At 69.4% G+C, this 21,013-nt stretch carries 21 protein-coding genes and 1 pseudogene; 11 read left to right on the top strand and 11 right to left on the bottom strand.

Going from position 1 to position 21,013, the window contains the following annotated elements; all coding sequences use genetic code 11:
• Nucleotides 1-707 precede the first annotated feature (707 nt).
• Entirely contained in the window at nt 708-1,214 is a 507-nt protein-coding gene (locus tag ABZY33_RS33695) for a hypothetical protein (RefSeq protein ID WP_356495518.1), read from the bottom strand.
• Between the two features lie 180 nt (nt 1,215-1,394).
• The gene (locus ABZY33_RS33690) at nt 1,395-2,072 is read right to left on the bottom strand and encodes a TetR/AcrR family transcriptional regulator (RefSeq protein WP_356495517.1); all 678 of its coding nucleotides are present in this window, start codon (nt 2,070-2,072) and stop codon (nt 1,395-1,397) included.
• Nucleotides 2,073-2,227: 155 nt separating this feature from the next.
• Here ABZY33_RS33690 and ABZY33_RS33685 point away from each other — a divergent pair, with 155 nt between their 5' ends.
• Nucleotides 2,228-2,845 carry an NAD(P)H-binding protein gene (locus tag ABZY33_RS33685; protein WP_356495516.1) on the top strand — a complete coding sequence of 206 codons (618 nt, stop codon included), beginning with the start codon at nt 2,228-2,230 and terminating at the stop codon, nt 2,843-2,845.
• A complete protein-coding gene (locus ABZY33_RS33680) occupies nt 2,845-3,810 on the top strand; it encodes an amidohydrolase family protein (protein ID WP_356495515.1) in 966 nt (321 codons plus the stop codon). Before ABZY33_RS33685 ends, ABZY33_RS33680 begins: the two co-directional genes overlap by 1 nt.
• A 177-nt stretch (nt 3,811-3,987) precedes the next feature.
• On the opposite strand, the gene ABZY33_RS33675 is transcribed toward ABZY33_RS33680, so the two are convergent.
• The 3 genes from ABZY33_RS33675 to ABZY33_RS33665 form a co-directional block, all read right to left on the bottom strand.
• Nucleotides 3,988-4,914: a hypothetical protein gene (locus tag ABZY33_RS33675; RefSeq protein WP_356495514.1), complete on the bottom strand. Its 927-nt coding sequence runs from the start codon at nt 4,912-4,914 to the stop codon at nt 3,988-3,990.
• Between the two features lie 110 nt (nt 4,915-5,024).
• The gene (locus tag ABZY33_RS33670) at nt 5,025-6,221 is read right to left on the bottom strand and encodes a S1 family peptidase (protein WP_356495513.1); all 1,197 of its coding nucleotides are present in this window, start codon (nt 6,219-6,221) and stop codon (nt 5,025-5,027) included.
• Between the two features lie 236 nt (nt 6,222-6,457).
• Entirely contained in the window at nt 6,458-7,060 is a 603-nt protein-coding gene (locus ABZY33_RS33665) for an HD domain-containing protein (RefSeq protein WP_356495512.1), read from the bottom strand.
• A gap of 169 nt (nt 7,061-7,229) precedes the next feature.
• Between ABZY33_RS33665 and ABZY33_RS33660 the strand changes: the two genes are divergently transcribed.
• From ABZY33_RS33660 to ABZY33_RS33625, 8 genes are all read left to right on the top strand, one after another.
• Nucleotides 7,230-7,460: a hypothetical protein gene (locus ABZY33_RS33660; protein ID WP_356495511.1), complete on the top strand. Its 231-nt coding sequence runs from the start codon at nt 7,230-7,232 to the stop codon at nt 7,458-7,460.
• Nucleotides 7,461-8,463: 1,003 nt separating this feature from the next.
• Nucleotides 8,464-9,672: an ATP-binding protein gene (locus ABZY33_RS33655; protein ID WP_356495510.1), complete on the top strand. Its 1,209-nt coding sequence runs from the start codon at nt 8,464-8,466 to the stop codon at nt 9,670-9,672.
• A complete protein-coding gene (locus tag ABZY33_RS33650; RefSeq protein ID WP_356495509.1) occupies nt 9,669-10,067 on the top strand; it encodes a roadblock/LC7 domain-containing protein in 399 nt (132 codons plus the stop codon). The genes ABZY33_RS33655 and ABZY33_RS33650 overlap by 4 nt, the downstream gene beginning before the upstream one ends.
• On the top strand, nt 10,064-10,447 hold the full coding sequence (locus tag ABZY33_RS33645; RefSeq protein WP_356495508.1) for a DUF742 domain-containing protein: 384 nt from the start codon (nt 10,064-10,066) through the stop codon (nt 10,445-10,447). Before ABZY33_RS33650 ends, ABZY33_RS33645 begins: the two co-directional genes overlap by 4 nt.
• Nucleotides 10,422-11,027 (top strand): ATP/GTP-binding protein, encoded by a 606-nt coding sequence (locus ABZY33_RS33640; protein ID WP_356495507.1) that lies wholly within the window; start codon nt 10,422-10,424, stop codon nt 11,025-11,027. The genes ABZY33_RS33645 and ABZY33_RS33640 overlap by 26 nt, the downstream gene beginning before the upstream one ends.
• The gene (locus ABZY33_RS33635; RefSeq protein ID WP_356495506.1) at nt 11,024-12,370 is read left to right on the top strand and encodes a cytochrome P450; all 1,347 of its coding nucleotides are present in this window, start codon (nt 11,024-11,026) and stop codon (nt 12,368-12,370) included. Before ABZY33_RS33640 ends, ABZY33_RS33635 begins: the two co-directional genes overlap by 4 nt.
• A gap of 262 nt (nt 12,371-12,632) precedes the next feature.
• Nucleotides 12,633-13,892 carry a tryptophan dimethylallyltransferase family protein gene (locus tag ABZY33_RS33630; RefSeq protein WP_356495505.1) on the top strand — a complete coding sequence of 420 codons (1,260 nt, stop codon included), beginning with the start codon at nt 12,633-12,635 and terminating at the stop codon, nt 13,890-13,892.
• Nucleotides 13,865-15,238, top strand: a complete 1,374-nt coding sequence (locus tag ABZY33_RS33625) for a tryptophanase (protein ID WP_356495504.1) — start codon at nt 13,865-13,867, stop codon at nt 15,236-15,238. The genes ABZY33_RS33630 and ABZY33_RS33625 overlap by 28 nt, the downstream gene beginning before the upstream one ends.
• 374 nt (nt 15,239-15,612) lie before the next feature.
• Here ABZY33_RS33625 and ABZY33_RS33620 read toward each other — a convergent pair whose 3' ends face one another.
• The gene (locus ABZY33_RS33620) at nt 15,613-16,989 is read right to left on the bottom strand and encodes a S41 family peptidase (protein WP_356495503.1); all 1,377 of its coding nucleotides are present in this window, start codon (nt 16,987-16,989) and stop codon (nt 15,613-15,615) included.
• Between the two features lie 206 nt (nt 16,990-17,195).
• Between ABZY33_RS33620 and ABZY33_RS33615 the strand changes: the two genes are divergently transcribed.
• Entirely contained in the window at nt 17,196-17,945 is a 750-nt protein-coding gene (locus tag ABZY33_RS33615; protein WP_356495502.1) for an SDR family oxidoreductase, read from the top strand.
• Nucleotides 17,946-18,066: 121 nt separating this feature from the next.
• Here the strand turns inward: ABZY33_RS33615 and ABZY33_RS33610 are convergent, their stop codons facing one another.
• The 5 genes and pseudogenes from ABZY33_RS33610 to ABZY33_RS33590 form a co-directional block, all read right to left on the bottom strand.
• Nucleotides 18,067-18,423: a peptidase inhibitor family I36 protein gene (locus ABZY33_RS33610; protein WP_356495501.1), complete on the bottom strand. Its 357-nt coding sequence runs from the start codon at nt 18,421-18,423 to the stop codon at nt 18,067-18,069.
• 76 nt (nt 18,424-18,499) lie between these two features.
• Nucleotides 18,500-18,877, bottom strand: a complete 378-nt coding sequence (locus ABZY33_RS33605) for a hypothetical protein (protein ID WP_356495500.1) — start codon at nt 18,875-18,877, stop codon at nt 18,500-18,502.
• 285 nt (nt 18,878-19,162) lie between these two features.
• The gene (locus ABZY33_RS33600; RefSeq protein WP_356495499.1) at nt 19,163-19,384 is read right to left on the bottom strand and encodes a hypothetical protein; all 222 of its coding nucleotides are present in this window, start codon (nt 19,382-19,384) and stop codon (nt 19,163-19,165) included.
• 199 nt (nt 19,385-19,583) lie between these two features.
• On the bottom strand, nt 19,584-20,879 hold the full coding sequence (locus tag ABZY33_RS33595) for a GTP-binding protein (RefSeq protein WP_356495498.1): 1,296 nt from the start codon (nt 20,877-20,879) through the stop codon (nt 19,584-19,586).
• A gap of 2 nt (nt 20,880-20,881) precedes the next feature.
• A pseudogene (locus tag ABZY33_RS33590) lies at nt 20,882-21,013 on the bottom strand (sulfate adenylyltransferase small subunit); the annotation flags it as partial.

Raw genomic sequence — 21,013 nt, 5'->3', positions numbered from 1 at the left:
TCGCCGATGTCGAGGTCGCCGGTGTGCTCGGCGAGGATGGTGCCCGCGAGGTCGAGGACGGCGACGCGGGCGTAGCGGGTCTCCAGATCGACGGCTCCGCGAATTACTGGGAGCTGGCTACAGCGCGGGGTCCTGTCCCGACGCTTCCTTACACAAAGCTGACGTACCGTCAGCTTACCTTTTCGCGAAATACTGCATCTGTGGTGCATCCGCAGACATGCGTCGCCACTACGTGGCGGAAAGACGGCCGGCTCCGCCGTCCAGTGCGGCCAACTCCGTTGTCCACGGCTCGAATTGCTCCGCAATTCAGCCTACAGAAATTCGCTCCGCGAATTACTGGGGGCTGACTATAGCCCGGGGTCCTGTCCCGGCGCTTCCAAAGTTGACGTACCGTCAGCTTATCTTTTGGCGAGATACTGCTGCCTGGCTCCGCCGTCCAGTGTCGGCCAACTCCGTTGTCCGCAGCTCGAATTGCTCCGCAATTCGAGCTAAAGAAATTCGCTCCGCGAATTTCTGAGACTTGCAACAGCTAGCGCGGGGTCGGATTTGACTTCTGCCTTATGGCTGACTACCCATCAGTTTTAGTTCAACTTTCGCGAACCAGGATGAGGCGTCGAGAATGCGAACGCCCGCTCCGGGCCGGGCAGCACCACCTGCCAAGTATCCCTCCGCACCCCAGCGAATAAGACTGAGATGCGGAGGGATGCTTAGTCAGCGCCCTCCGGGGGCTCGCCGCGTCCGATGGTCATCGACCACCTCACCTTGGCGGACGCGGTAACTGACACCGTGCCCTCCTTCTGTACTCCTGCCAGAGCAAGCTGGTTGTACGTTGTGGTCACTTCCCCGTCGAGACAGGCAAGGGGGAAGGAGGTTGTCACGGGCTTGACGGCAACTTTCATCGTTCCCCTGCCCTGACAACGCACCGCAACGATGAGAGCGCTGCCCTTCTTGCCGCCCTTGGTGAACGTGATGGTGCGACCACCGTGAGTGGCGCCCTGTCGGCCGGCCAGGGTCTCGTCCGGGTCGAGCTCTGGCGGACTTGTCACCGGAGTCTGGTCTTCCTTGGCAAAGGAGGGAGAGGACGAGACGGAGCTGGCGGGCAACGGCGGCTTGGTGTTTTGTTGCTCATCGGAGTGGCCGGGCGAACACGCCACCGCGAGCGGCAAGGAAGCCATGGTCAGGGCGCTAAGAGACAACAACCGCCGGTAGCGCATCAGGACTCCTAGATGTTCCAGCCGACACAGTGCGGCGTGTAGAGCGTTGCATCGGTCTTTACGCCCTTGTAGTTTCCGGCCGCCGGTTTCTGCGTCCGCTGCGCGACCCGGACGCGCCGGAGCTGGACGATGACGACTTGGGGTCGATCAAGTTGGTGCGGAGTTTTTGGCGTGCGCCGCTCATGTTGGGCGGCCGGGCGTCCGAGCGAGCTCCACGATCTCGTCGACGGGGCTTCCAGTGTGCAGGGCGAGAGTCTGCGCGATGAGGTCGGTGAGGTCGGGCCAGGGCATGTTGCCGTGCGCGTTGTACAGCGCGACCAGGCCGTGCAGGGCGGTCCAGAGCAGCAGGCCGGCCTGCCATTCCTGCTCGGGGCCGCGATCGTCCTGGTGTTGCAGTTGGTCCTGCCGGGCGCGGGCCAGTGAAACGACGACGGATCCGAGCAGTTCCTCTCCCGCACCGTGTGCGTTCGTCGGCACCAGTTCGGCGGGCATGCCGCCGCCGAAGATCGTGCGGTACGGCCCGGGGTGGTCGACTCCCCAGTGCACGTATGCGGCGCACCGGGCGACCAGATCGGCCAGGGGCCCCTCGGCGTCGTCCGCGGCCGTGCGCATGACCGCTGCGAGTTCGTCGTAGCGCAGCCGCAGCACGTGCTGGATGAGCGCGCCGAGGTCCGGGAAGTGTCCGTAGATGCTCGCAGGGGCGACGCCGACCTCGCGGGCGACCTGCCGGAGGGTGAGCGTCTCGGGCCGTTCGAGTGTGGCCAGCAGCCGGGCGGCGGCCTCCACCAGTTCGGCCTTGAGGACCTGCCCCTGTCCTCGTGGGTTCCGTCGGCGGGGGACGGCTCCTCCACTGCTCACAGGCGTACTCCCGGCGTTCGGCAACAGTCGTTCACTGTACCGCCGACCGCGCGCCCGCCTCCAACTCTCTCGTCTCCGATGCTCTTGCTTGACAGCGGTAACCAACACTTGTTCACTTAGATAACCAACAGGTGTTCAGTCATTCAGGAGGAAGCATGCGCATCGCCGTACTCGGGGCAACCGGCAGGGTCGGTCGCCTCGTCGTCGAGCAGGCCGTTCAGCGTGGGCACCAGGTCGTCGCGCTGGTCCGCCGGCCGGAGACCCGCGCCGTGTCCGGGCAGCCGACCGTCGAGATCCGTCGGGCCGACGTCACCGCACCCGCCGCGTTCCCGGATCTGACGGACGTCGACGTGGTGGTCTCCGCGCTCGGCATCGGCAAGGGCGACGGCCCAGGGACGCTCGTCGCCGGTGCGCGAGTCCTTGCCGACGTCCCGGTGCGCACGCTGTGGCTCGGCGCGCTCGGCTCCGGCTCGTCCGTCGGCGCGGGCGGCGGGATCTACCAGTGGGTCATGAAGACCTTCGTCGGCGAGGAGCTGGCGGAGAAGGCCGCCGCGGACTCGATCGCCCTCGACAGCGGCGCGACCGTCTTCCACGCCCCCGACCTGTGGGCCGGCGGCGTCAGCGTCGGGCGCCGCAACATCCCGCTGGAGGACTACGCGAAGCCCGTCCTGCCGCCCCACGCCTCCCGTGCCACCGTCGCGGCGCTGATGCTCGACGAGGCCGAACGCCCGACCCGCGCAGCCGGGGTCCTCGTCCCGGTGGGGCGCGTCTGATGCGCGGGTACGTCGCCGTCGAGGAGGCCATCGCGATCCCGGGCCTGGCGGACCGGCGGTCGCCGTCGCCGATGCCGGACAGCATCGCACCGGCCTTTCTCGCGGACATGGCCGTCCGGCTGCCCGACGTCACGCGGCTGCGGCTGCCCGACATGGACGCCCACGGCATCGCCGTACAGGTGCTCTCCCTCACCGTCCCGGGCATCGAAGCGGAGGCCGACCCCGCCCGCGCGGTGGACAACGCCCAGTACGTCAACGACCAGCTCGCCGGGATCGTCGACGCCCACCCCGGTCGGTTCGCCGCCTTCGCGGCGCTCCCGCTCCAGGACCCGGCGGCCGCCGTCGCGGAGCTGCGTCGAGCCGTCGGACGCCTCGGGTTCAAGGGGGCGCTCGTCAACGATCACATCCAGGGCCGGTTCCTCGACGACCCCGTGTTCGACCCGGTCTGGGCCGCGCTGAGCGAACTCGGTGTGCCGCTGTACCTGCACCCCGGCATGCCGCCCGCGGACCGCTGGCGCGTCCTCGACGGCCGTCCCGAACTGGACGGCGCGATGTGGAGCTGGCAGGCCGCCACCGGCGGACACGCCATGCGCGTGATCACGTCCGGGGTGTTCGACCGGCATCCGGAGGCGACGATGATCCTCGGGCACGCCGGCGAGTTCCTCCCCTTCCAGCTCTCCCGTTTCGACTCGCGCTACGCGACCCTCACCGTGCCGCACCCGCTGCGGCGCAGGCCGTCCGAGTACTTCGGAACGAACGTGCTCGCCACGACCAGCGGTGTGCTGTCCCCGGCCGCGATCGAGGCGCTCGTGCACGTGCTCGGCGCGGACAGCGTGCTGTTCGCCGTCGACTACCCCTACGAGAGGACAGGTGCGGCCGTCACCGCCCTCGAACGGACCCGCCTCCCGGATGTCGACAAGCAGAAGGTCGCCTCTGGCAACGCCCGTCGGCTGCTCCGCCTTTGACCGCCCCGTGGAATGAACTCCCGCAGGGGCTGGCCGGTCACAAGATCTCGCTCCTGCGGCTCCGGTCCGGTCCACCCGTCGTGTTGTCGTTGGCGTGTCACACCTTCATGGGCCCGGGGAAGCTTCGTCGATCCATGCGGCCCAGTCCGAAAGGTGCTCGACTGGGTCTCCTCGCGGTCACTCCCACTCCCACTCGAGTCCGTACACCCCCGGCGGGCACTTGGCGGGGAGGAGGTGGGCGGTGTGGGAGGTGTCCAGTTCCACGCGGTGGCGTTGGCGTGGTTCCACGCCGAGTCGTTCCCGGTAGGAGTAGTGACAGCGCGTGGGCAGCGCGAGCGGGTGGAACCGTACGTGCAGCAGGTAGGCCTTGAGCGGGTCGCGGATCCGGCGTTCGTGGGAGTGCGAGAGCGCGGAGGTGGGCCCGGTGCGCAGGGTGTACTCGACCACCGCGGTCTCGTTACGGGCCAGCGGTCGGCCGAAGGAGATGTCGGCGACGACACTGCGCAGCTCCGGCAGGAGTGTGCGGCCGGTCATCTCCCCGTTGTGCACGACGATGTCCACGTCTTCGAGGGGCAACGCGTCCAGGAAGTGCACGACGGTGAGGTGTCGGGCTCCGTTCGCGACGGCGCGTACGACGCTGGTCACGGCTGTCTCGCGGATGGCGCGGTGTGCGTCCAGGGTCACCGTCTCGTGGCTCATCAACAGGTGTGTGTCGGTGTTGAAGTGCGCGAACGCTTCCCCGAGGGCTTGTTCGAGGTCGGACGCGTCACCGTAGACGCAGCGGGCGGCGGCGGGGTCGTGGGGCAGGGAGCGTCCGCGGGGCCGGTGCGGTCCCAGCAGGGAACGCAAGGCGCCCGGGCGGAGTCCGAGCAACGGCTCCAGGGCGTCGACGGCTTGCAGCGACTTCGTGCGTTCGGGTTGGCTGCGGCCCCGCTGCCAGTGGCTGAGCGTGGCCACGCTCACGGTGATGCCCTGTTCCTGGAGGCGGTCGCAGATGCGTTCCAGGGGCAGTCCGCGGCGGCGCAGGGCATCCCGCAGCGTGAAGGCGAAGTTCGTCTCGGGCGCACTGTGTGCGGAGTGCGCGTGGTTCAGGTCGCTCGGCATGGTGTCTTTCTGCGCGAACGCGGGTCCGTGACGGGTGGCTGGGCCGGGCCGCATGCCGGAGGGACCGCCCACCGTAACCGGTGGGCGGTCCCTGGGTGGGGGGCCTTGGATCAGTTGGTGTTCAGTGTCAGTCCGTAGTAGCTGAGCGCGTCGTCCAGCGGCTGGAAGTAGGAGGAGCCGCGGGAGTTCACACCTCCGGTGCAGGTCTGGCCGGTGGGCCCACCGGAGGTCATGCCCTGGGCTTGGTTGCCGGAGATGTAGGCGCCGCCGCTGTCCCCGCCCTCGGTGCAGACGGTGGAGCTGCCGAGGCCGGTGACCACGGTGTCGGGGCCGCCGTTCTGGTCGGTGTACGTCACGCTGACGTTGTAGGAGCTGACCTTTCCGCAGGTCCAGCCGGTGGTCTGGCCGGACTTGCACAGGGCCGCGCCCGATGCGGCGCGCTGGCTGCCCCGGACCGCGACCGGGCTGCTGTTGCCCCAGGTGCCGACGCTGGTGGCGAGGGAGTTGCCCGCGTCGAGGGCGGCGACGCCCATGTCCACGCTGCGGGAGCCCAGCGCGAACCGGGTGTGGGTGGCCTTGGCGAAGCGGACGTTGTCGTAGGAGAGGACGGGCAGGTCCTCCACGCAGTGACCGGCGGTGACCAGGTACTGCTTGCCGCTCCTGTCGTGGGCGCCGTATCCGACGGAACAGATGTAGCCGTTGAAGGTCATCCGGCTGCCTGGGTAGATCACCGCCTGCGGAACGAGCTCCTCGCTGCCGCGTACGACCTTGACGGCGGAGCCGTACTTTCCGGCTTCGGTCAGGAACGCTTTGGCGGCGGCCCGGCTCTCGTTCGCGACCTCGACCGTGACGGTGTCGGTCGCGAGGTCGACACCCCACGCGTTCACGCCGGTCGGCACCTTCTTGGCGGCGAAGGCGTCCAGCTTCGCCTTGATGGCGTCCAGCTCGGCCTGGCCTCGGTCGGGCACGCGCGCGCCCAGGCCCGCTTTCTCCACCTTCTCGGCTGTTGCCGCATTGTGTGTATTGACGGTCAGTTTGCCGCCGGAGGTGAAGAACGCGCCGTCGGTGGATATCCCGCTCTTGGCCAGGCCCGCCAGTCTGTCCTGTTGTTCCGACTGCCGGTCCAGTCGGCGGACGGCGGTTTCCTCGCTGACGCCGAGCGAGGCGGCCAGCGCCTGTACCATCGCCGGCTGGTAGCGCGGAGAGGCACCGCCGCCCTGGTTGTCCTGGGCCGCCTGGGCTCCGCTCACCGCGGAAACCGAGAGAAGAATTCCGGCGGTCGCCACAAGGGCGTACTTACGCGACATGCGCACACTGATTCCTTCCAGTAGCAGGCAAGCCCACAGCACAGAAAAAGGGGGGACACTTGCCTGGCGGCGAAAGTATGGGGGGTGTTCGCCACGCCCCGACTCTGGCCGAGGTGCTACTGGGGCATCAAGGCCCATGGCAGCGGGAGTTTTTTACAGAGGAAGTGCGGAACTGTATAGGCGGGGTGGGGGCTCTTGCTCGTACTGTTTGCCGCTCGGCGGTCCGTGGGCGGCGGTCAGGCGGTGTCGAGGGGGTTGGCGGCGATCCTGGTGGCGAGGTCGGAGCGGATGGCGTGGGCGGCGGAGCTGTCCGGTTTGCGGTCGGCCTGGGCCGTGAAACAGGCGAGGAAGTCGCCGGTGAATCCCAGCCGGGGATATCGACGCAGCACCTCGGCGCGGAATGACAGGCCGAAGTCGTCGATGCCCGCTCCGACCACGTCGACGGCTGCCGCCCGGGAGATCAGGTGGCTTTCCGGGTCCTCGGCGACGTCCATGGTGGGTCCCATGTGCCTGATGATCACTTCACTCAGGCGTTCGCGGCGCGGGCGTGGCCAGCCGGCGCCGGCCGCGAAGACGTGAGCGACGTGGCCGGCCGCCACCTCGAAAGAGAGAGTGTGGTTGTCGAAGTCGGGTGTCAGGCCGATGTCGTGGAACATGGCGGCGATGTAGAGGAGTTCGTTGTCGTACGTGATGTCGTGCTGGCGGGCGTAGGCGGCTGCCCAGGCGTGGACGCGGTGTCCATGGTTGGTGAAGGCCGCGGACTGGTAGGCCGAAGCCACTTCTCGCGCCATCGTCGCCGCCGTTGTCTGCGGTAGCGCGAGGTCGTTCAGGGAGGTCATGTGGAGACGATATGACGCCGGAAGTGTGCGCGAGCGGTCCAATCGCCGCGGGAGATTACGGGCAAATTCCTGCCGGGTGGGTGCGCGCGCATGGGGAGTGGGGGTCGTTCGGCTTTGTTGCTGTGCCGGGTCAGGTGTCAGAAGTGGGTGGGCCGAGCATGGGGTCCGTATGACGCAGTGGATCGTAGCCATGGAGACGAATGACGCCGGCGGCCTGGTCGAGGAGGTCGACGCGGCGCCTGCCGATGCCGTCGCGCACGCCTTCGACCCGCAGGCCGGAGCGGCGCCACATGAGATCCGTTCTGCCTTCACCGTCCAGGCGGAGCATGCCTGGCAGATGCCGCTGCAGCGTGGGCGCCGCTGCCCGGTGTGTGCGGATGCCGTGCCGCCGCACAGCTGAGCAGCCGTGCTGGTGCGCCGGTCGTTCTGGCGGCCAGGTGGCCGGCGTCCAGGTCCGCGCCAGTCGCTGCCGCCCTGGGCCCCGGCGATCCGCCCATCTCCGAAGCGGAGGGTGCGGCCCACAACGGCACGGTGGTGCCGCTGCCGAACCACGACAGCCCGTCACCCTCGACGAAGAGTAGAAGACGAAGCCGGTCAGGCTGAAGCTCCATGGGGCCTTCGCCGGAAGGTGACCGCCTTTCGCGTGCCCCTACCTCTACGGCCCTGGCTGGTCTCCCCCCTCCAGGCAGAACTCCTTCATGTCCGGACCGCGTCTCTGCGGCGCGTCAGGCCCGGAGCAGAGCGCGACGGCCAGGCCCACGGTGGCCAGGCCCGCCAGCACGATCGTGGCACTTGCACGGGCCTGTGCCGGGAATCGGGCGGCAGAGCGGTCACCGCACGCCGATGCAGTCGTCGGCCGCCCCGCGGTGACAGGACCGGGCCGAGCTTCCCGTCCGGCAGGGTGCCTTTCGCCCAGTCCCCGGGGCACCAGAATGCTGTTACTTTCCCTAGTCCTGGGCCGGGCCCGGGTCCCGCTGTCCCCGGCCCACGCGAGAACCGGCCACCCCTGCTGCGGGGCGCCTCGTCGTCCGGTGGGTCCCTGTCCGTCTTTGCCCTCCACGTCAACGGGCCGTAGGACAGCGCGCGTTGCTTAGCTGCAAAGACCCAGATGCCGTCGGCTCCGGCGGTCCCGGGAGCGGTCCGGCGCTACGGACCTTCACCCGGGCACCACGGTCTCTCCACTGTCATGGACATGCGTTTTCCGCCAACGTGGCACCGGCGTGGCGGACTTGACAGAGCGTCATGATCTTCCGGTGATACGCTCCCGTGCACATGCCACGTGAGCTTTCGCCTCGGCATGGATACAGCCAGGGGGGCTCTCCGGGCGGTGAGGTATGCCCACGGCCGGGGGTCCGCTTGGACAGATTCCGAGAGCTGGACTCCAGCCGCTCAAAGAGAGTCACATGACGAATTTTTGGCAGAATCCGGCAGTTTGGGCGCTCGTCGTCGGCGTCGCTGTCGCCATCTGGGTAATCACGCGCCAGCGAAATACGATCAGGGCGCTGCGAGGAGAGAAGCAGGGGCTCGAGGGTGAGTTGACCCGGTCGCAGGGAAACGTCTCTGCTCTGCAGGTCGACGTCGCCGAGCTACGCAGCGGCTATGACGAGGTGGTCCGCCAGGCGAAGGAAGAGGCGGAGGACGCCACCAACACCGTGCTGAAGTCCGCCATGCGGACCCTGCAGGGTCTCGCCGCGGAGCAGCAGCGGGCCATCTCGGGGTTGCAGAAGAAGTACGGCGACTCCGCCGTGTTGCGGGACATGCTGGACATCGACCACATGAACTCCCAGTTCAACCGGCGTGCGCAGTCCATCGCCGTGCTGTGCGGGGGGTGGCTGGGCCGGCAGCGGGAGGCCGCGGCCGTCCATGACGTGATCCGCGGAGCCCAGGGGCGTATCCGGCACTACCAGCGCGTCGACATCGCCTCGCGGGTCGACTTCGGGGTGACCAGCCGCGCCGTCGAGCCGATCGCGCTGACGGTGGCCGAGCTGTTGGACAACGCGACCAGCTACTCCGACCCGTCCACCACGGTCGATGTCGAGGTGCGTCCCGTGCCCACCGGCATCGTCATCGTGATCGACGACGCCGGTGTGGGCATGAGCGAGGAGGAAAGGGCGCACGCCACCGCTCTGCTGTCCAGCGGGTCCGCGGTGAGCGTCGCCGAACTCGGCAACCCTCCCGCATTCGGATTCGCGGTGATCGGTGCCCTGTGCGCCAGGTTCGGGTTCACAGTCACCATCGACAGCACCTCTCCCTACGGCGGCGTCCGCGCCGTGGTGCGGGTGCCGAAGGAGCTGCTGACCGACATGCCGGAGCCCAAGAAGCCCACCACCACGCAGGAGGTGGCTGCCGGTGCCGTAAGGGGCGGTTCGGCCCCTGCGACGACACCGGGCGGCCTGCCCCAGCGACGGAACAAGCGCGCCATGGCACTTGTGCAGAACGACAGCCGGCGAGACGAAGCGGCGACCGCGCCGCCGGCCCGGTCGGCAGAGGCACGGGTGGCGGCCATGGGCGCCTTTCAGCGCGGCACTCTAAGCGGCCGAGGTGCGGGGGTACCGGCCGCCGAAGGTGCTCGTGATACCACTGCCGATTCACACGAAGGGTATGCCCCGTGAGCGACGACCTGTCCTGGATGCTCGAGGACGCGCTGCAGATTCCCCATGCCCTCGCCGCGGTCCTGATCTCTGCCGACGGCCTCCAGATGTCCCGAACCGCCGAGATCGGCCGGGACGACGCCGACAAGGTGGCCGCTGCCGTCAGCGGATTGCAGTCGCTCAGCCGGTCCGTCAGCTTCTTCTGTGGTGACGAGGGTGCGAACTGGCGCCAGACGCTCATCGAGTTCGAGGGGGGCTGGGTCTTCCTGAACGCCGCGGGCGGTGGCAGCTACCTCGCCGTGGCGGCGTCGGTCGAGGTCGACATGCAGGACATCACGTACCGGATGCAGCAGTTGGTCAGCCGGCTGGGCAAGGCGATGTCGACCGGTCTGCGCAGCGACACGGTCACCTCATGACAGACGCCGCCGAGCCCGAGTTCGTGTCCGAGGCCGGAGAATTAGTCCGTCCCTACGTCATCACCCGTGGCCGTGACCTGCCCGATGAGGGCGCGTTCGCTCTCATCACCCTCGTCACGGCGGCCACCGACGAGCAGCAGCGCCCCCAGCGGCTCTCACCCGAAGAGCAGCAGATTCTGGAGATGTGCTCCAGTGGCTACCTCTCGGTCGCTGAGATCGCCGCGCACTCGCAACTGCCGCTGGGTGTCGTGAAGGTGCTGCTCAGTTCCCTCGCCGAGGGGGGCTATCTCGTGACCCGGGCGCCGGTGCCCTCGGCCCGTCTCGCCAACAAGGCTCTGCTTCAGGAGGTGCTCGATGGCCTCAAGGCTCTCTCTGTCTGAGGACGCCTACGTGCGCAGCGGCGCACACCAGACTGCGGTGAAAGTCCTGGTCGTCGGGCACTTCGCCGTCGGCAAGACCACTCTGATCAGCTCCCTGTCCGAGATCACGCCGCTGTCCACCGAGGAGCAGATGACGACGCTCTCGGAGCGCGTCGACGACCTCGACGGAGTCCAGGGAAAGACGACCACCACCGTCGCCCTGGACTTCGGCCGGCTGACCCTCAGCGAGCGCATCGTCCTGTATCTGTTCGGCTCCCCCGGGCAGCAGCGCTTCGTCAACCTCTGGGACGACATGGCCCGCGGTGCGCTGGGCGCCCTGGTCCTGGTGGACCCTGAGCGCTTGGCCAACTCCTTCGAGGTCATGGACCTGGTCGAGTCCTACGGCCTCGACTTCGCCGTGGCCATCAACGCTTTCGACGGCGGTACGGTCCACACCCCGGAAGAGGTCCGGGAAGCACTTGATCTACTGCCTGACACCCCCGTCGTCACCATCGACGCGCGCGACGAGAAGTCGTCCGTCGACGCCCTGATCACTTTGGTCCGCTATCTGCAAGAGCGCGCCGAACTGGAGCACGCATGACAACCCCCTCTGTACCTCCGCCCGGCTGCCCCGCACACGGCAGCGGGCAGCGCATACCCCTCGACTCACCGGAGTTCGCGGCCAACCCGCACGCGTACTACCGCTACATGCGCGAGCTCGGTCCCACCGCGCAGGTCACCATCGCCCCCGGTGTGGAGGCGACGCTGGTGACCGATTACAACGCGGCCCTGGATCTCCTCCAGGATTCGGCGAATTTCCGCAAGGACTCCCGTCGCTGGCGTGCCCTGGCCGAGGGCCGCGTCAGCCCCGACAGCCCGGTCCTGCCACTGCTCGCCTACCGGCCGAACGCGATGTTCACGGACGGCGCCGAGCATGTGCGGCTGCGGCAGGCCATCACCGACTCCTTCGCCCGCGTCAGCAACAAGCGGCTGGCCCGGATCGTCTCCCAGGCCGCCCAGTTCCTGATCAACCAGTTCAGTGCACGCGGCAGCGCGGACCTGCTCAGGGACTACGCGCAGCAGCTCCCGCTGTATGTGTTCAACGAGCTGTTCGGCTGCCCGCCGGAGATCGGCGACCGGGTGCTGTTCGGCATCTCCGGGATGTTCGACGGCGTCAACGCCGAACAGGCCAGCCAGGTCCTGCTCGGCGCGGTCAGCGAGCTGGTGGCGCTCAAGCGCTCCCGCCCCGGGGAGGACATCACGTCGTACCTGATGCAGCACCCGGCGCAGCTGAGCGACGAAGAGCTGGCGCACACGCTGGTGCTGCTCCTCGGCGCGGGCGGCGAGCCGGAGGGCAACCTCATCGGCAACAGTTTCTACACGATGCTGACCAACGAGGAGTTCGCGCGGCTCGGCCAGTTCGACAAGGCCGTGGACGACACCCTGTGGCGCAACGCGCCCATGTCCAACTACGCGCCCCACTACCCGGTCGCCGATACGGACGTGGCCGGCGACAAGGTCCGCGCGGGTGAGCTGTGCCTGGTGTCCTTCGGCGCCGCCAACACGGCGCTCGCCGACCGGGGTGCCGACACACGCGGTCACCTCGCCTGGAGCGCAGGCCCGCACGCCTGCCCGTCCAAGGAACCGGCCCGGCTGATCGCCCTGACCGGCCTGGAGACCTTGTTCAACGCCCTGCCCGACGTCGAACTCGCCGTCCCCGCAAGCAGCCTCGCCTGGCGGCCCGGCCCCTTCAACCGGGCCCTGGCCTCGCTGCCGGTCCGCTTCAGCGCTGTCACCCCGCGCCCTGCGGCCGCGCCCGAGCCGACGGCCGTCTCCCGCGACCAGGCGCTCCCTGTCTCGCCCGCACCCGCGCCCGCGGCGCCGCAGTCCACCGGCAGGCCTGGGCGCTGGAGCAACTTCATGAGGTGGCTGACGGGCCAGTAGCCCGCACCCCCTGTGACGCATGTGACACAGGCAGTTGATGTAGTCTGCATGAAAGATCAACTTCCTGGGTAGGACGGCGCGGAGTGTCTGGAGTGACACAAGTTGAAGGAGAGGCAGTGGACCTCAGCACCTCCGCGCCCCGTTCCACCGGCGACCGGCCGGGCCAACGACGCATGGCACACAGCAGACGGAACCCCTACGGGGGCGGCGACCCTGATAACGCGCAGGACCGAATACCCGCCGCCCTCGTGCGAGGCACGCGATGACCTCCCGGCCGGGCCCCGGCATACCGGCGGCCGGCCCCGGTGAGACGACGCTCGGCGATCACGTACTCGGCCAACTGCGGCGCCTGGGCGCCGTGGTGGGGTTGAGCGAAGCGGACACCGAGGAGTACGGACAGGTCGTGCTCGGTTCCCTCACCGGCGCCGCCCGGCGGCCGTTGTCCCAGCCCCCCGCCTCGCCCACTTTCCTGAGCGACGACCACACCCCCGTCGAGTTCTCCCTTGCCAGCACCCCCGACGCCGCCCCGGCACTGCGCGTACTCGTGGAGCCCGGGTGGGCCCACGCCGACATGGGCGACAGCGGCCGCGCCGGGCTTGAGGCCATTCGCGCGATGGCCGCCCGCTGGGGCTTCTCCACCGACCAGCTCGACACCCTCGCCGACCTGTTCTTCCCCGCAGGCGCCCAGGGCCCCCTGGCCCTGTGGTACGCGCTCGACCTGCGCGCCGGAGGGGTCCCCGGGGTCAAGGTCTACCTCAACCCCTCCGCCGGCGGGCCGGAACACGCGGCCCGCACCGTGCGGGAGGCACTGCGTCGGCTCGGCTACGACCAGGCCTTCGAGCAGCTGCCCCCGGCGGCGGCCGGCTACCCGTTCCTCGCGCTGGACCTGGGCGCCTGGAAGTCCCCCCGGGTCAAGGTCTACGTGCGACACCCGCGCATGTCGGCCGAGGACGCCTGCGCACTCAGCCGCACCGCTGACGCCGCGGCGCTCGACGTCCGCGCCTTCTTCCACGCGGCCGCGGGCTCCTTCGCGCCGCCCGGGAGCGGCGGGGACGACACCCTGAGGCTGGTGCGGCGGCCCGCGCTCACCTGCCACTCCTTCACCGAGGGCGACAGCACCCCGAGCGGCTTCACGCTCCACATCCCTGTCCGTGACTACGTGCGCGACGACGAGGAAGCCCTCGCCCGCGCGACAGCCCTGCTGACCCGGGTCGGCATCGACCCCACGCTTTTGAACCGAAGCCTGGGAGCGCTCACACAGCGCCCGCTCGCCGACGGTGTGGGGCTGATCGCCTATCTGGCTCTGGTGTATGAGCGGGGCCGGCCGCCCCGGCTCACCGCCTACCTGTCCTCCGAGGCCTACCGCGTTCGGCCACCGCAGGAGCAGTACCCGCGGGGCACCTGGATGCCCGCTCAGCGCAACCACAGCGTCCTGGATCCCGGGCACCAGCCCGTCGGCCACGTCAGCCCGTACACCGCACAGAAGGAAGTCACGTGGAGCCCTACCGCATCAAGGTCGTAGAACCTCTCGCGTTCACCACCCCGCAGCAGCGCCGGGCCGCCATGGAGCGGGTCGCCTACAACCCCTTCGAGCTGCGGGCCGACGAGGTCACCATCGACCTGCTGAGCGACTCCGGAACCGGCGCCATCTCCACGGCCCAGCAGGCCGCCGGCATGCAGGGCGACGAGTCCTACGCCGGCAGCCGCAGCTTCCACCGGTGGCACAAGGTCGTCTCCGAACTCACCGGCTACCCGCACATCCTGCCCTCGCACCAGGGCCGCGCCGCCGAGCGCATCCTGTTCTCCGCGCTGCTGAAGCCCGGCGACCGCGTGCTGTCCAACACGCACTTCGACACCACTCGCGCCAACGTCGAACTCACCCGCTGCACGGCTTACGACCTGCCGTGTACCGAGGCGAAGGACCTCGACAGCGACTACCCGTTCAAGGGCAACATCGACCTGGTCGCGCTGGAAGAGGCGCTGGAGAACGTGGACCAGGCGCCCGTGGGCGCCGTGGTGATGACCATCACGAACAACGGCGGCGGCGGCCAGCCGGTCAGCATGGAGAACCTGCACCGGACCGCCGAGCTGTGCCGCCGCCACCACGTGCCGATGATCCTGGACGCGGCGCGGTTCGCGGAGAACGCCTGGCTGGTGACCCGGCGCGAGTCCGGCTACGCCGACCGCACCCCGCGCCAGGTGGCCGAGGAGGCGTTCCGTCTCGCCGACGGCTGCGTCATGAGCGCGAAGAAGGACGGCATCGTCCACATCGGCGGGTTCATCGGCCTGAAGGACGCCGAACTCGCCGAACGGTGCGGGGCCCTGACCATCGCCACCGAGGGCCACACCACCTACGGCGGCCTGGCCGGCAGCGCCCTGGACATGATGGCCCGCGGCCTCCTCGAAGTCACCGAGCCGGCCTACCTCGCCGAACGCGCCGACATAGCCGCCTACCTCGCCGCGCGCATCCGCGAGGCCGGGGTCGACATCGTGGAACCTTCAGGCCTCCACGCCCTGTACCTCAACGCCGGGCGGCTGCTGCCCCACATCCCTCCCCACCAGTACCCCGGCACCGCGCTGATGGTGGAGCTCTACCTGCGCGGCGGCATCCGCTCGGCGGAGCTGGGCACGCTGTACCTCGGGGAAGAGGACGAGCAGGGCAACACCGTCAAGACGGCCCCGTACGAGCTCGTTCGGCTCGCGCTCCCCCGCCGGGTCTACACCCGCAGCCACTACGACCATGTCGCCGCCACCCTGGCGGACATCGCGAAGAACCCCGAGTCGGTAGGCGGCTACCGGGTCACGGGCCAGTCGCCGATCCTGCGCCACTTCAGCATCAAGTTGGCGCCGGTGGGGTCGGCCGTCTGATCCGTGCAGGGCGCGCCGGGCCGGGAAACCCACCTGCCCCGGTGCGCCCTGATCAGCATCCCACTGGTTGTGCCAGGCGCCGCACTGATCGGGGCTGAGCAGGTTCGACGGCGCTCTTGCGGCGGCTGTAGGCGGTGCATGGTCGTCCGGGGTCAACTCCGCGCCGCCGGAACAACGCTTTGAGTGCAGACCACACGACCCGGACCGACAGCTGGGTTCTTGCCAGGGAACGTACCTCGCCGTCGGCAAGGGCGAGGCCTGCCGCGGCGAGTTCGACAGCTTCAGGGTCCTTTCCTGAGCATTCCGGCGACGTGAGCGCACGTGGGCACTCCGTGGTCTCCAGCGGGTCGTTCCCAGGCCGCTTCTTCCTGCGTTCAGCCCGTGGCACTGCCGTCGTTGCGCAGGACGTTCAGCGCCCGGTCGAAGGCCGAGTCCCTCTTCTTGTCGAACTCGGCCTTCGTGAAGACCGGCTCCGTGAGGTGCGGCGGAATGCCCGTGCCGTCGAAGGTCCTGCCCGAGCGGGTCAGGAACTCCTCGTTCGGGAGCCAGGCCGACATGCGGTTGGGGAGCTTGCGCGACATGACGTCCGAGAAGACGCCCTGTGTGGGCTGCCCGATCCGGACCGTCTTGCCGGGCCGGTCCATGAGGGCCTGGGTGAAGGTCTCTCCCGCGCTGACGGTCGATCCGCCGGTCAGTACGGCGACCGGCCCGGTGTAGCGGGGGCCCTGGGCGGGCGTGACGTACGCGGGCTGCGGGCGGGTGTGCCGGGTGGGGTCGGCGGGATCGTTGCGTGCCCGCTTGGAGTAGGCGAGGTAGGGGGTGTGGGTGAGGCGCTCGGCGATGTGGATCCCCAGGGCGTCGGAACCGCCGCCGTTGATCCGCAGGTCGATGATCAGGCCCTTCAGGCTCTGGGTGCGCTCCTGGCTGAGGACCGTGTCCAGTGCCCTGTCGAGCTCGGCCAGCTGGGCGGCGTAGGGGGCGCCGTCGCCCGCGTATCCGCCGAAGCCGGAGATCCGCAGATAGCCCTGCCCGCCGGGGAGGTCGGCGTAGGTGATCCGCCCGTTGGCGAAGTCCTGGAGGTTCCGTGCGTTTGTGAGGTCGCGCTTCAGGATGAATTTCTTGACCTCGGTGTCCAACTCCTCGGTGGGTACGACGGTGCCGGGGCGAATCTGCGCGAAGACCTGATCGCCGTCCTGGACGGCGACGTGGGCGTCGTGGAGCGGCTTGACCATCTCGCTGAAGACGGCGTAGAGCTCCTTCCTCGTCGTCCCGGCGTGCACCTTGGGGCGGTATCGGTCGCGTACGGCGTGCCAGTCGATGCCTTTGGCAGAAAAGAAGGGGTAGTTCTCCTCGAAGGACTGCCAGAAGACGTCGAAGGCGGCGAGCGGTCCCTTCGGGGCCGGGCCCGTGCAGGCGTGGGGCAGATGCGAGGTCCGGCGCAGGTTCCGGTCGCCGACGGAGCTGTCCGTCCGCATGGACCTGCGGTCGCGGCCTCCGTGGGGGCGCAAGGTGAGGACAGTGCCGTCGGGCATGGTGTAGGTGCCGGGGCCGGTCCGCCGCGCGGCATCGCCCTTGAGACAGCTGACGGCGGTGGTCTGGTACTCCTGGAGGGTTCCGTTCCGGATGGACAGGACTGTGCCGTAGCCGTCCATGCGCCAGATTCCGTCGGTGGTGGACTGGTGGGCGGTGGCGGCCGGCGCGGCTTGGCCGACGAGGGCCAGCGCGGCGGCAGTGGCCGTGACAACGCGCACGATCCTGCCTTCTCTGTAGGCGACTTGCCGGGGACAGTCCCACGGTCGCCGACATGGCGTCGCCCGGCCATCCGGCTGCCCGGTTGATCAAAGGTGGGGTCAGCCCCCGCTACCGTCAGTTTCGCCCGGGAGCGTAAGTCCGCGGTCAGCCCGCGCCGTTGGTCCCCTGGTACGGCTCGCGTGCTCGATGCCCTACGGTCGAGGGCATGGCACGCAATGTGATCGTCACCGGTGGCGGTACGGGGATCGGGCGCGCGGCCGCGCAGGCGTTCGCCGCGCACGGCGACGCGGTGCTGATCGTCGGACGCAGGGCCGAGGTGCTGGCGACGGCGGGGGTGCCCGGCGGTCTGATGTACGCGGCCGATCTCGCCACGGTCCAAGGGGCGCGGGGGACGGCCGACTTCGCGCTCGACGCGTTCGACGGACGCGTCGACGTCCTCGTACACAGCGCGGGCGGGCGCGCCCGGCCCGCGCCGCACGGGGACCCGTCCGGCGGTGACCCGCTCGACGCCGTCGCCCACGCCTGGAACGACAGCTTCCGCATCAACACCCTCACGTCCGTCCTGCTCACCGAGGCGCTGCGCGATCATCTGACGGCGCCCGGCGGCCGGATCCTCTTCCTGTCGTCCATCGCCGCGCTGCGTGGTTCGGGCACGGGGGCCTACGGTGGCGCCAAGGCGGCCCTGCACCCCTACACGTACGACCTGGCCAAGGCGCTCGGGCCGCGCGGGATCACCGTGAACGCGGTGGCGCCGGGGTACATCGAGGACACCGAGTTCTTCGGTCCTTCGATGTCCGAGCAGGAGTACCGGCGCCGGGTCGATGCCATCCCGACCGGCCGCGCCGGCTCCCCCGACGACATCGCGTCCACCCTGCTGTGGCTGGCGTCCCCCGGCGGAGGCCATGTCACCGGCCAGATCGTGCAGGTCAATGGCGGCGAGGTGCTCGGCCGTTGAGGGACCGTCACCGTGCGAGATCTATGCCTACGCATCGAGCCCTGCCACTCATCCAGCCGCACAACGCGGCGGTCTGGGCGGGCGGGCCACAGACCACACGACCGGCCGGGAAAGCGGATGATCAGCCGCTGGTGGCGATCGAGTGCGCGTTGAACGGCAGCACGGGCACCGAAGCGCCCGCGTTGACCGTGTACCGGTCACCCGTGTAGTTCGTGCCGGAGTACACCACCACCCACGATCCTCGTTTGTTCCAGATGGAGCGGACGGGTCCGCCCGTGTTGCCGGTGGAGTATCGCCACGCGTAGGTGTTGTCTGCGTAGCCGATACTGCTCCAGCCACAGACCACGTCCACAGCGGCGTCGCACTGGGAATGGGACATCGGCCGGTACCCGGAACCGTCCGCCGCGGCGGCCGCCTGGCTCGTCAGCGCCAGGCCGAGGACGGCCGCGAGGGCCCCGATCTTCAGAGTGGAACGCAAGATTGCTCCCCAGATTCATCGGTATGTGCGACAGGGCCCGGACTGCTTGTGTCCGAGCGGAGCGAGCAGTCACCGCTCAGCAGTTGGGCAGCGGGTTCGTCTCGCTGGAGATCGCTGTGTCCTTCATCCAGCCCCACTGGCCGTTGTCCGCCTTGGTGAACTCCCAGCGCCTCGGGTGCGGTCCGCCCACCCATGCCTGATCGTCCATCTTGCAGTCGAACCAACTGGGGTTGGAGTACATGTGGCCGACGATCACGTCGGGGTCGGGGTACTGCGTGCTCGCGCCCATCGTGCCGTAGACGGGCGCCCCCGACACGTTGTTGCACCACCAGCGTCCGCCGCTCTGCCAGCACCCGCCGGCCGCCTCGGCGGACGGCGCCCCGGCTCCCACCACGGCGACGGCGATCGCGGCGGTGGCCAGCATCGCACCTGTCCTGCTCTTGCGCATGTGCATCCCCCGTAGGTCCTCTGCGCGGTGCTCCCGCTCACCTGGCACCGTGGTCCTCTATCGCAACACGCGCGGATGCCGGGGGCCACGGGTTGTCCCAGACACCACAGAACAGCTACAAACAACGCACCGGGTTCCGTAACGACGTGGCTGTCCACCGGGCTTGCCCCCGTCAGCTCAACGCTTCGCCACATCGATACGTGATGTCGTCGAGGTAGGACGTACTCGCGTATGTGTTCTCCGGGGTGCCTTCTGGCGTGCCCCTGCGCGGGGCGCGCAGGTCCTTGTCGTCTAGAAGAGGGCGCCCTGGCCGGCGGGGGCCGCCGTGTCGTGTTCTGGTCCGCGCTGCGAGGTGCGGGTGTCCTCGCCGCCGAACAGCGGTGGCGTGCCGAGTTCGTCGGGGACGGCGGGTACGGCGGTCGCGTCGACCGCGGCGTCCGGGCGCAGCTCGGCGTCCCGGTCGAAGTCGTCGGGTGTCATGCGCGTCCAGTCGCGTCCGCGTAGCTCGCTCATGTCGCCTCCCCCGGTCGCCGGTCGTGTGTCGTGTATCCACACTCCTTCCCATGATCGCGTAACCGACACGGAGTGATCGTGCGCGGGCGCCGCCATCCGTGGGGGGGGTTCCCACGGGTGGCGGCCGGCCGGCCGGGTCTCTCACGGGCTCGCCCGGTGACGGTCGCCCGGCTGGGTCCCGTCCCGCGGTGCGCGGTGTTCAGTGCTCCGCCGGTTCCGCGGCCCCCGCGATCCCCGCCGAGAGCGTGGTGCCGTCGGCCGGGTCGATCAGCAGGAACGATCCCGTTCCCGGGCAGGTGTTGTAGTCGTCGAGCGGGAGGTCCTCGGCGGTGCGGACGAGGATGCGGCCGATGTCGTTCGCCGTGAGTTCGCCGGCCTCCTCGTCCTGGGACAGGTCGGCGAGGGAGAGCCGTGACCGGATCTCGCGGACGACGGCGCGCACCGTACGGGTGGTGTGTTTGACCAGGACCCGGTCGCCCTCGCGCAGCGGCTGGTCCGCGACATGGCACACCGTCGCCTCGAACTGCCGGGTGAGGGAAGGCAGTTCGGCGGTCGGCGCGATGATGTCGCCGCGCGCCACGTCCACCGCGTCGCTCAGGCTCACCGCGACGGACTGCGGTGACCGCGCCTGCTCGGCCTCCACCCCGAGGATGTCGATGCCCGTGACGGTGCTGGTCAGTCCGGCCGGCAGCACGGTCACCTCGTCGCCCACGCGCAGCACCCCGGAGGTGATCTTCCCCGCGTAGGCGCGGAAGTCGGGTCGTTCGGGGGTCTGCGGGCGGATGACGTACTGCACGGGCAGCCGGGCCGGGTCGTGGTGGGGGTCGGGTGCGACCCGTACCGTCTCCAGGTGTTCGAGGACGGTGGGGCCCGCGTACCAGTCCAGGTTCGCCGAGGGTTCCACGACGTTGTCGCCCGCGAGGGCGGAGATGGGGATCGCCGTCACCGCCGGGATGTCCAGGCCGCGTGCGCAGGCGGTGAACTCGTCGGTGATCGCCGCGAAGACGCTCTCCTGGTAGTCGACGAGGTCCATCTTGTTGACGGCGAGGACGACGTGCGGCACGCGCAGGAGTGCGGCGATGGCGGCGTGCCGGCGGGTCTGTTCGACGACGCCGTTGCGCGCGTCGACGAGGATGATCGTCAGTTCGGCGGTGGAGGCGCCGGTGACCATGTTCCGGGTGTACTGCACGTGGCCGGGGGTGTCGGCGAGGATGAAGCGGCGGCGCGGGGTGGCGAAGTAGCGGTAGGCGACGTCGATGGTGATGCCCTGCTCGCGCTCGGCGCGCAGGCCGTCCGTGAGGAGGGCCAGGTCCGGGGTGCCGGTCCGGGAGATGGACTCCAGCTGGTCGGACAGGACCGACTTGGAGTCGTGCAGGAGGCGTCCGACGAGGGTCGACTTGCCGTCGTCCACCGATCCCGCCGTCGCCAGTCGCAGCAGCGTCGTCTCCGTGGGCCCGGCGCTCAGCTCCGGGCTCTGTTCCGCGATGATCGTCATGGCTAGAAGTACCCTTCGCGCTTGCGGTCTTCCATGGCCGCCTCGGACATCTTGTCGTCGGCGCGGGTGGCGCCCCGCTCGGTGAGCCGGGAGACGGCGATCTCGGCGATGACCTTCTCGATGGTCGTGGCGTC

The sequence above is a fragment of the Streptomyces sp. NPDC006552 genome (assembly GCF_040611655.1).
In the GTDB taxonomy this organism is placed as follows: domain Bacteria; phylum Actinomycetota; class Actinomycetes; order Streptomycetales; family Streptomycetaceae; genus Streptomyces.
Note: the sequence above shows the minus strand (reverse complement) of the source record. Positions and strands in the feature narration are given on the sequence as shown.